This window comes from Photobacterium rosenbergii, from assembly GCF_003026455.1.
Classification (GTDB): Bacteria; Pseudomonadota; Gammaproteobacteria; order Enterobacterales; family Vibrionaceae; genus Photobacterium; species Photobacterium rosenbergii.
In genome coordinates this window covers 33,713-43,604 of the sequence record NZ_PYMB01000033.1, presented here as the reverse complement: position 1 = coordinate 43,604, position 9,892 = coordinate 33,713, and the positions used below count along the sequence as shown (strand labels likewise).

Genomic DNA, 9,892 nt, shown 5'->3' with positions numbered 1-9,892 from the left:
TCGATAGATTCTTGAACTGCAGCAAGCTTAAACTCATCAGAAAAACTTCGTCGACTTACAACTTTCATATGAACACCTCTTATTCCTGATAAAGAGGTGTCTACTTTTAGGGAGTCACATCAGGTGCTGGGTGCTGGGTGCTGGGTGCTGGGTGCTGGGTGCTGGGTGCTGGGTGCTGGGTGCTGCAGAATGTTGAAAAGGCTATAAAACATCAAGCAATTTCTTTGCTTTTGCTTTACCTAGAATCTAGGACCCGCTCTTCCTAGGTCCGCTCTGTCATCGCTGTTATTCTCTGGCAAAGAGAATGAAACAGCGATAACAGAGACGGTTTTAAATCGCGTCTTCGTCTTCCTCGCCGGTACGGATACGTACCACACGATCTACATCGAACATGAAGATCTTGCCGTCGCCGATCTTGCCGGTTTGGGCGGTTTCGATGATGGTATCAACACACTGGTCGGCCACTTCATCGGCCACGACGATTTCCAGCTTCACTTTAGGCAGGAAGTCGACCATGTACTCGGCGCCACGGTATAGCTCAGTGTGGCCCTTCTGGCGACCGAAGCCTTTGACTTCAGAGACTGTCATACCGGTGATACCAACATCGGCTAGTGCTTCGCGGACATCATCAAGCTTGAACGGCTTGATGATGGCTTCAATTTTTTTCATTCTCATCATCCTTTGCTGAGCAAGGTACTGCTGGCAGATGCTTTTGGGGAAACTGCCAAAAACCTGTTTAATTTAAGCTGAAGTATATCAAAAGCCTGGCACTGAAAGATCAGCGTTTCAGTATTTTTCTACCGAGAATATGACATCGTTGTCCATCATTTTCAGCAGTAGCAGGACAGCAAAAAGCAGTACGCTACTGTTGAGGAAAAAAACGGCCATGCCACGAAACTCAGGGGCAACTAACTGAGGGAGATAAGGGATCAGGCTATAGTTGAAAAACATAGTGATCGCGGGAATAAAAAAGTAAAGCGGGATGAATCCCCAGCGGTTTCCGCGGCTAAGGCCCAGTATCGCACCGATACCGGAGAGTAGGACCAAGATAGCGATATAACTTGGCACGATGCCAACCTGATTCAGACTAAAAATCAAGGCGAAGCTGTCGGCGTATCTTACCAGGCAAATCATTACTAGCACTGCAAGGCCCTTGGTGGCCAAACGCAGTCCACGACGTGTTACATCCATTATTGTCTCTCTTCCATGAGGTAATGACATTTAGAGCCCGCAAAAATAAGCGCATATTCTATGCGGGTATTTTAACCAGTACAACAATTATTCAATCAATTCTTAGTTTAATTTTGCTCCTCTTAATTAGACCTCGGTTTAGCAATAGGTTCCCTCCTCAACTAGTAATGCACGGTAACCAGATCAACCAATCCTTCAAGGCTTCGTACCACTCTGGTTGAAACCTTGGTATCGAGCTTGTACCGATTGAGCCATACCGCCTTGAACCCCAACTCACTGGCTGCAGTAGCATCATTGAACGGGTGATTACCGATATACCAACACTCAGCGGCTGATTTACCAGATTGCTTCAATGCATGCTGGAAAATTGCCGGATCGGGTTTTGCCGCCCCCACTTGCTCGGAGATCACCAGATACGAGAAGAACTCCCGGATCCCTGTCGCCTTTAGCTTGGCTTCTTGATGATAAGTAAAGCCATTGGTAATAATGGCAAGCGGAGAGACATTTCTCAGCCTTTCCAGCGCAGGTTGAACATCGGGAAATAGACGCCAGTATTGGCGGTAGATTGCGTAGTACTCGGCTATCAATTTATCTGCCAGCTCTTCACTGAGCGGACGGCGAAACAAGGCACTGATCCTCGCCCGGCGCAGCCCCTCGAAGTTAAGCTTTCCGGCCCGCCACTGCTGGCGCTTTTCGTCAGTAATTGCCCGCCACATCACCTCAATACCTTCTGGGCAATCAATAATTTCATCACGGTAACGCTTGGCAAAATCACGAATGGCGTCTTGTTCCGCCCCATCATGATCAAGCAGGGTATTGTCCAGATCGAAGAAAATCATTGCACCTCCAGTACCGGCTTTGGGCGTATGCCACATTGATTATTCACCAGGTGGATAAGTTCAGCTTAATCATAGTCTTGCATTTGTTGCTACTTTTATTTCCCAAAAATGATACAGATAATAAAAAACCGCTCACTGGGAGCGGTTTTTTTCATCAATATTAAGCGATTAGCTTATTAGCCGATATTCACGCGAGCATTGCGGAACATGCGCATCCATGGGCTGTTCTCGCTCCAGTCATCTGGATGCCAAGAGTTAGCCACGGTACGGAATACACGCTCTGGGTGAGGCATCATGATAGTCACACGACCATCTTGAGTTGTCAGACCCGTAATCGCATTTGGCGAACCGTTCGGGTTGTTCGGGTACTGCTGAGTTGGGTTACCGTGGTTGTCCACGTAACGCACCGCAACTGTACCAGATGCTTCAATCGCAGCTAGGTGGTCGGCATCACGTACTTCGACGCGACCTTCACCGTGAGATACCGCGATAGGCATGCGAGAGCCTTCCATACCGTTGAAGAACACAGAATCAGACTTCTGTACTTCAACTAGGCTGAAGCGTGCTTCAAAGCGCTCAGATTCGTTACGAACGAAGCGTGGCCACAGGTCAGCACCTGGGATTAGCTCTTTCAGGTTCGATAGCATCTGACAGCCGTTACACACACCTAGCGAGAAGGTGTTGTCACGGTTGAAGAATGCCTGGAACTGCTCGCGAGCCTGGCCATTGAACAGGATAGACTTCGCCCAACCTTCACCCGCACCCAGTACGTCACCGTAAGAGAAACCACCACATGCCACTAGGCCGTGGTACTCATCCAATACCGCCTGGCCTGTCAGGATGTCGCTCATGTGGATGTCTGTTGCTTCAAAACCAGCACGGTCAAAGGCAGCTGCCATCTCAACGTGTGAGTTAACACCCTGCTCACGCAGGATAGCCATCTTAGGCTTAGCACCCTTAGCAATGAACGGCGCAGCCACGTCTTCGTTGATATCGAAGCTTAGCTTGGTGTTAAGGCCTGGGTCCGTGTTGTCTTTCTTCGCTTCAAACTCTTGGTCGGCACACGCTGGGTTGTCACGTAGACCTTGCATCTTATGCGTGGTTTCAGCCCAGATGGTACGAAGCTCAGTACGAGAGCGCTCAAGAACAACCGCATCGCCAGCAGTGATAACAACGCTGTCAGAAGCTTCAACGCTACCGATAACGTGCGAGCAAGCTTCAAGGCCATTTGCAGCCAATACCACTTTAACCGCGTCAAGGTCGTCGTTCTTAACCTGAACAACCGCACCTAGCTCTTCGTTAAATAGTGCAGCCAGTACATCGTCACCTAGGCCAGCAACGTCCGCTTTCACACCACAGTGACCGGCAAATGCCATCTCTGCCAGTGTAACGAACAGGCCGCCATCGCCCTTGTCGTGGTAAGCCACAAGCTTGTCATCACGAACTAGGGTCTGCATCGCATCGAAGAAGCCTTTTAGCTGCTCGGCGTTGTCGACATCAGCAGGCTTGTCACCCAGTTGCTTGTAAACCTGTGCCAGTGCGGTTGCACCCATACGGTTCTTACCGTTACCAAGGTCAACAAGAACTAGGGATGTGTCGCCTTTGTCAGTGCGAAGCTGTGGCGTCACCGTCTTGCGTACATCTTCAACACGGCCAAAGGCAGTGATGATCAATGAAAGTGGAGAGGTAACTTCTTTGTTCTCACCATTCTCTTCCCACTTAGTCTTCATCGACATTGAGTCTTTACCAACAGGGATAGTCAAACCAAGTGCTGGACACAGTTCTTCACCAACAGCCTTAACTGCTTCGTATAGGCCCGCGTCTTCACCTGGGTGGCCCGCAGGAGACATCCAGTTTGCAGATAGCTTGATGCGCTTAATATCACCAATATCAGTACCGGCGATGTTAGTTAGGGACTCACCCACAGCTAGGCGTGCAGAAGCACCAAAGTCTAGCAAGGCAACAGGCGTGCGCTCACCCATAGACATCGCTTCACCATGGTATGAGTCGTAGCTTGCTGCTGTTACCGCACAGTTAGCCACTGGCACCTGCCAAGGACCTACCATCTGGTCACGGGCAACCAAACCGGTCACAGTACGGTCACCGATAGTGATCAGGAATGTTTTCTCAGCAACGGTTGGAAGGCGCAATACACGGTCTGCCGCTTCGTTGATTTCGATGCCGTCACGAGTGATCGCCGGGCTATCAACTTTCAATGTTTTCGCATCACGGTGCATCTTAGGCGTTTTGCCAAGCAGGATGTCCATCGGCATATCGATTGGCGTGTTGTCGAAGTGTGAGTCTTCCAGTTTCAGCTCACGCTTCTCTGTTGCTTCACCAACTACGGCGTACGGTGCACGCTCACGCTTACAGATAGCATCGAACGCTGCCATGTTCTCAGACGCAACCGCCATTACGTAACGCTCTTGTGATTCGTTACACCAGATCTCAAGTGGGCTCATGCCCGGCTCATCGTTTGGCACGTCACGAAGCTGGAAGATACCGCCACGCTCACCATCGTCGACAAGCTCTGGCAGTGCATTCGAAATACCGCCTGCGCCTACATCGTGGATAAAGGCAATTGGGTTAGCATCGCCTAGCTGCCAGCAACGGTCGATCACTTCCTGACAGCGACGCTCCATTTCTGGGTTCTCTCGCTGTACCGAAGCAAAGTCCAGATCTTCTGCTGACTGGCCTGATGCCATAGAAGAGGCTGCACCGCCACCAAGGCCGATGTTCATCGCCGGACCACCTAGTACGATAAGCTTCGCACCAACAGGGATCTCTTTCTTCTGAACGTGCTCGTCACGGATGTTACCCATACCACCAGCAATCATGATTGGCTTGTGGTAACCACGTACTTCTTCACCAGCATGTGATGTCACTTTTTCTTCGTAAGTACGGAAGTAACCAAGAAGGTTTGGACGGCCAAATTCGTTGTTGAACGCCGCGCCACCCAGAGGGCCTTCTAGCATGATATCCAGAGCGTTAACAATGCGGCCTGGCTTACCGAAATCCGTTTCCCATGGCTGCTCGAAGCCCGGGATACGCAGGTTAGAGGTTGTGAAACCGACAAGGCCAGCTTTAGGCTTACCACCAATACCGGTAGCGCCTTCGTCACGGATCTCACCGCCTGAACCTGTTGAAGCACCCGGCCAAGGAGAAATGGCGGTTGGGTGGTTGTGCGTCTCAACCTTCATCAGGATGTGCGCATCTTCATTGTGGTAGTTGTACTGGCGAGTCTCTGGATCTGGGAAGAAACGGCCAACCTTCGAACCTGTCATTACCGCTGCGTTATCTTTGTAGGCAGACAGAACGTGGTCAGGCGTCGTTTCGAAGGTGTTCTTGATCATCTTGAACAGGGATTTTTCCTGCTTCACGCCGTCGATTGTCCAATCTGCGTTGAAAATCTTGTGGCGGCAGTGCTCGGAGTTTGCCTGGGCAAACATCATCAGCTCGATGTCAGTCGGGTTTCGCTCTAGCTTGTTAACGAAGCTGTCTACTAGGTAGTCAATCTCATCTTCGGCAAGTGCAAGGCCCAGTGTTACGTTCGCTTCTTCAAGTGCCTTACGGCCACCTGTCATAAGGTCAACGTCTGCAACTGGAGCAGGCTCAGCCACTTGGAAAAGCGCGGCTGCTGAATCAAAATCGGTAAAGACGACTTCCATCATACGGTCGTGGATTAGACCTTTCAGTTCTACCACTTGCTGGGCAGACAGCTCAGCAGAAGTCTCGATGTAGTATGCCGTACCACGTTCAAGACGCTTAATCTGTGCTAGGGCACAGTTATGGGCGATATCGGTAGACTTAGATGACCATGGGGAGATTGTACCCGGACGCGGGGTAACCAGTAGCAGTAAGCCAGAAGGCTCATGCTCTGCAATCGTAGGGCCGTAAGTTAGCAAGCTTGCCAGCTTTTCTTGCTCTTCGGCACTCAATGGCGCAGACAAGTCTGCAAAGTGCATGAACTCAGCATAAATACCTGACACAGGCAGATCCAATTCGCGACAACGCTCAATTAGCTTGTTTACGCGAAACTCAGACAGTGCGGGTGAACCACGCAAAATTTCCATGTGCTTACGTCTCTCGATTAGCAGTTTAATGAAGGTGATATTGGCCTAACCCCCGGCGCTTTACCGGGCTAATTACGTCAATGTCACCTCGCGTACCAGACCCTTGGTGAGGCGAAGTGCTCATGATGGGGCGTAGTATAAGGGAATTTTTTTTGTGACGTAACACCTGACGCAACCGTTTGCGTGTTTTTTTTTCAATCAGCACTAAAAACCAGTGAGATATTGGTCACACTACCCCAACCAATCACATTTTTTTACGATTTCAGGCTTAAGAAATGTGTCTTGCTACAGCAAACACGCCGTCAAAGCGCTGGGATTATTTTGCGGTTCGGTCAAGCTTTGGTATAAAGGACGTCCTAATTTTACCAAGGGCGTACCTCGTTGAGTATTCTTCGACCGAATTCAAGTATCAAACATTTCATTGCCTTACTATTGAGCGTTTTAGTCCTCAATGGTTGCCTGTGGCAAGAAGAACCCCAGTCCGATCTTGAACGGATCCGCGAGGAAGGCGTACTGCGCGTAGGTACGCTCAACAACCAGCTCTCTTACTATATTGGTAACGAAGGCCCTACCGGGCTGGACTACGAGTTGGCCCGCCGTTTTGCCGACAAGCTTGGTGTGAAACTGGAAATGAAGGCCATGTTCACTCTATCAGGCCTTTTCCCAGGCCTTGAGCGCGGCGATGTCGATATCCTTGCCGCCGGCCTGACGATGACCGATGAGCGCCTGGCCCAGTTCCGCGCCGCACCGGCTTATTACTACGCCAGCCAGAAAGTCGTCTACAAAAAAGGCCAATGGCGCCCTCGTAGTATAGAAGACCTGGCCGAGAACAAAGGGACACTTGCAGTAGTAAGCGGCTCCAGCCATGAAAAGACCCTACATGCACTCAAACTGGACCACCCAACCCTTGAATGGCAAGCACTGGAAGAGATTGACAGTGACGAGTTGCTACGCCAAGTTGCGGAGGGTGAGCTTGACTATACCCTCGCTGATTCGGTGGATATCGCCCTAAACCAGCGCATCCTGCCGGATGTCACCACCGCCCTTGAGCTGACCGAAGATGAACCGATCGCGTGGTTTGTTAACCAGAGCAATGACGACAGCTTGTATGCATTGCTGATCGAGTTCTTCGGTGAAATCCAGCAGAGTGGTGAGCTAGCCAAGCTGGAGGAAAAATACTTAGGTCATGTCGACAAGTTTGATTACGTTGATACCCGCGCCTTCCTGCGCGCGGTTGAAAGCAAGCTTCCGCAGTGGAAAGGTTTGTTCAAGCAGTATGCCAACGAATTCGACTGGCGGCTGATTGCAGCCCTGTCCTATCAGGAATCGCATTGGAACCCACGTGCCGTCTCACCAACCGGTGTTCGCGGTATGATGATGCTGACCTTGCCGACAGCACGTTCGGTAGGCGTTAAAAACCGACTCGATCCGGAGCAGAGCATCCGCGGTGGTACCGAGTACCTACGCAAGATGATCAACCGAATTCCGGATAGCATCGAAGAGCACGAAAAAGTATGGTTTGCCCTGGCGTCATACAACGTCGGCTTTGGCCATTTGATGGATGCACGCCGCCTGACCCAATCGCAAGGCGGTAACCCTGACGCATGGAGCGATGTAAAACAGCGGCTGCCGCTGCTACGCCAGCGCAAATACTACAAGCAGACCCGTTACGGCTATGCTCGCGGAGACGAAGCCCAGCACTATGTCGAGAATATCCGCCGCTACTACCAGAGTATCATCGGCTACGAGCAAACCCACAGCCAGGAGCCGCAGCTCGAGGATATCGAGCTGATCGATGGCCTGCATACCATTTCGCCGGTGCCAACGACCAGCGATCTTGCCCAACAGCCAACAGATGGTGCCGAAGCGCCGGTAACCCCCGACGCGGCAACACCTAACAAAACCGCCAGCAATTAACTCACCTTATCCTCCCCCTGCCCTAGCAGGGGGATCTTGCTCACACCTTCTTGTGCTTAGCTGAAAGAAATGATCGCAAAGCGTGACTCTTATCGTTAGAGAAAGAGCGGCGATCGGAGATACTAGTTCTGACAGCGCACCCCGAGCAGTTCTAAAGGAGGAGGCTCTATGCACTTTTCAAAGAAAAAAGCCATCAGCAAGATGCGTAAGCGAATGGCGTCTGCAGCCACCCGCCGTAAGCGGCTCAATGCCAACATAAGAAAGAAAATACTGTGGCGCCAGCGCAGCTATATCATCAATAGTGCAGCGGGGATCTGACCCCGCCGAATATGGCCATGAAGGAAGGATCAGGTAGGTTTGCCTGCAGCTAGTTGGCGGGCTTTCTTCTCAGCCTTTTTCTCGGCCCGGCGGCGTTTAAAAAAAGCCTGTAGCTGGGCACGGCACTCCTCGGCCAATACCCCTGACTCGATAGCCACATGGTGATTGACCTGCTCGTAACTCAGCAGGTTCATGATGCTGCCCGCCGCCCCGGTTTTCAGATCGTGGGCCCCAAAGACCACTTTGCCAATCCGGCTGTGGACCATCGCACCGGCACACATCGGGCATGGCTCAAGGGTGACATATAAGGTGGCATCTATTAGGCGGTAGTTCTGCAATACCTGGCCAGCTTGGCGCAATGCCATAATTTCAGCATGGGCGGTCGCATCATGCTGGGTAATCGAACGGTTCCAACCTTCACCGACAACCTGCCCCTGATAAACCACGACCGCACCGACCGGCACCTCACCATCAGCCTCGGCACGGGCTGCGAGCTCCATGGCGCGGCGCATGAAATCTTCATCGCTATATTCATGAAGGGCATGTGTTGTGGATGGCTCGGTCATGGAACATTTACTCTCTGTGGCTTAAGGCCGCTGATTATACCCAAATGCTTTCAGGATGCGAGGCACTACGATAAAGAATCAGCAAGGAAGTCCACCAGCAAACGTACCTTGGGAGACAGGTGGCGGTTATGGGGATACAGGGCCCAGATCCCCTCTTCCGGCTCCCGGAAGGTATCCAGTACTGTCAGCAGTTCGCCCTTCTCCAAGTCATCACTAATGTAATAGTCAGGCAATTGCACCAAACCCAATCCTTTCAAGGCGGCATCACGCAATGCATGGCCACTGGCACAACGAAGGGTACCATCAACTTTGACGCTGCGTTCTTTGCCCGACTCCTGAAAGCGCCAATGATCATAGTTACCCACCAAGCAATTGTGATGACGGAGCTCAGAAAGTGAATGGGGAACACCATACTTTTCCAAGTAAGAAGGTGACGCACAGACATACTGGGTTCGGTTAGCAAGTCGCTTTGCCATCATAGTCGAGCTACTGAGCTTACCGAGACGAATGGCCAGATCATAGCCACCTTCAACCAAATCCACTGTCTGGTTAGTCAAATTCATTACCACATCGATTTCAGGGTACTGCTGCATGAAGTCAACCACCAGTGGCATGATGTATTGCTCACCATAGGTCACCGGTGCGGTTAGCTTCAGACTGCCCTGCGGGGTATCACGCCGATCACTTATCGCCCGCTCAGCCTCCTCAAGCCCATCCATTAGCCGGCGGCAGTGCTGGTAATAGATGGTCCCCTCTTCGGTCAGCGACACCTTACGGGTTGTCCGGTAGAACAGCTTAGTATTGAGGCGGTTTTCCAGTGCACTGATCTGGCGGCTCACCTGGGCAGTGGAAATACCCAGCTGTTTGGCTGCGGCGGTAAAACTCTCCGCTTCCGCGACCGCGACAAACTCACTGACCCCTTCCCATAAAAACATACTTCACCATTATTACCTGACAGAAAAAGTTATTTGCATTATAGGGTAATTAT

8 protein-coding genes are annotated in these 9,892 nt (G+C 51.3%); 2 read left to right on the top strand and 6 right to left on the bottom strand.

Translation table 11 applies throughout. From position 1 onward, the window contains the following. Window positions 1–330: 330 nt before the first annotated feature. From glnB to purL, 4 genes are all read right to left on the bottom strand, one after another. Complete coding sequence (glnB, locus tag C9J01_RS27225; RefSeq protein ID WP_107301208.1) at window positions 331–669, bottom strand: nitrogen regulatory protein P-II; 339 nt, start codon at window positions 667–669, stop codon at window positions 331–333. Between the two features lie 117 nt (window positions 670–786). Further along, on the bottom strand, window positions 787–1,191 hold the full coding sequence (locus C9J01_RS27220; protein ID WP_107301207.1) for a hypothetical protein: 405 nt from the start codon (window positions 1,189–1,191) through the stop codon (window positions 787–789). Between the two features lie 161 nt (window positions 1,192–1,352). After that, window positions 1,353–2,066: an HAD family hydrolase gene (locus C9J01_RS27215; protein ID WP_107301206.1), complete on the bottom strand. Its 714-nt coding sequence runs from the start codon at window positions 2,064–2,066 to the stop codon at window positions 1,353–1,355. Between the two features lie 140 nt (window positions 2,067–2,206). Further along, a complete protein-coding gene (gene purL / locus C9J01_RS27210; RefSeq protein ID WP_107301205.1) occupies window positions 2,207–6,103 on the bottom strand; it encodes a phosphoribosylformylglycinamidine synthase in 3,897 nt (1,298 codons plus the stop codon). Between the two features lie 432 nt (window positions 6,104–6,535). Here purL and mltF point away from each other — a divergent pair, with 432 nt between their 5' ends. Both mltF and C9J01_RS29700 read left to right on the top strand, forming a co-directional pair. Next, window positions 6,536–8,020: a membrane-bound lytic murein transglycosylase MltF gene (gene mltF, locus C9J01_RS27205; RefSeq protein ID WP_237157072.1), complete on the top strand. Its 1,485-nt coding sequence runs from the start codon at window positions 6,536–6,538 to the stop codon at window positions 8,018–8,020. Window positions 8,021–8,188: 168 nt separating this feature from the next. Beyond that, on the top strand, window positions 8,189–8,338 hold the full coding sequence (locus C9J01_RS29700) for a hypothetical protein (protein WP_158264600.1): 150 nt from the start codon (window positions 8,189–8,191) through the stop codon (window positions 8,336–8,338). A gap of 29 nt (window positions 8,339–8,367) precedes the next feature. On the opposite strand, the gene tadA is transcribed toward C9J01_RS29700, so the two are convergent. Beyond that, window positions 8,368–8,904, bottom strand: coding sequence for a tRNA adenosine(34) deaminase TadA (gene tadA, locus C9J01_RS27200; RefSeq protein ID WP_107301204.1), 537 nt, complete (start codon window positions 8,902–8,904; stop codon window positions 8,368–8,370). A 65-nt stretch (window positions 8,905–8,969) separates the two neighbouring features. Then, window positions 8,970–9,839, bottom strand: coding sequence for a LysR substrate-binding domain-containing protein (locus tag C9J01_RS27195; RefSeq protein ID WP_107301203.1), 870 nt, complete (start codon window positions 9,837–9,839; stop codon window positions 8,970–8,972). Window positions 9,840–9,892 lie beyond the last annotated feature (53 nt).

What these genes read in the sequence shown, in the direction of transcription:
- C9J01_RS27195 (WP_107301203.1), bottom strand. Translation starts at nt 9,839, where the DNA reads ATGTTTTTATGGGAAGGGGTCAGTGAGTTTGTCGCGGTCGCGGAAGCG.
- tadA (WP_107301204.1), bottom strand. Translation starts at nt 8,904, where the DNA reads ATGACCGAGCCATCCACAACACATGCCCTTCATGAATATAGCGATGAA.
- glnB (WP_107301208.1), bottom strand. Translation starts at nt 669, where the DNA reads ATGAAAAAAATTGAAGCCATCATCAAGCCGTTCAAGCTTGATGATGTC.
- C9J01_RS29700 (WP_158264600.1), top strand. Translation starts at nt 8,189, where the DNA reads ATGCACTTTTCAAAGAAAAAAGCCATCAGCAAGATGCGTAAGCGAATG.
- C9J01_RS27220 (WP_107301207.1), bottom strand. Translation starts at nt 1,191, where the DNA reads ATGGATGTAACACGTCGTGGACTGCGTTTGGCCACCAAGGGCCTTGCA.
- purL (WP_107301205.1), bottom strand. Translation starts at nt 6,103, where the DNA reads ATGGAAATTTTGCGTGGTTCACCCGCACTGTCTGAGTTTCGCGTAAAC.
- C9J01_RS27215 (WP_107301206.1), bottom strand. Translation starts at nt 2,066, where the DNA reads ATGTGGCATACGCCCAAAGCCGGTACTGGAGGTGCAATGATTTTCTTC.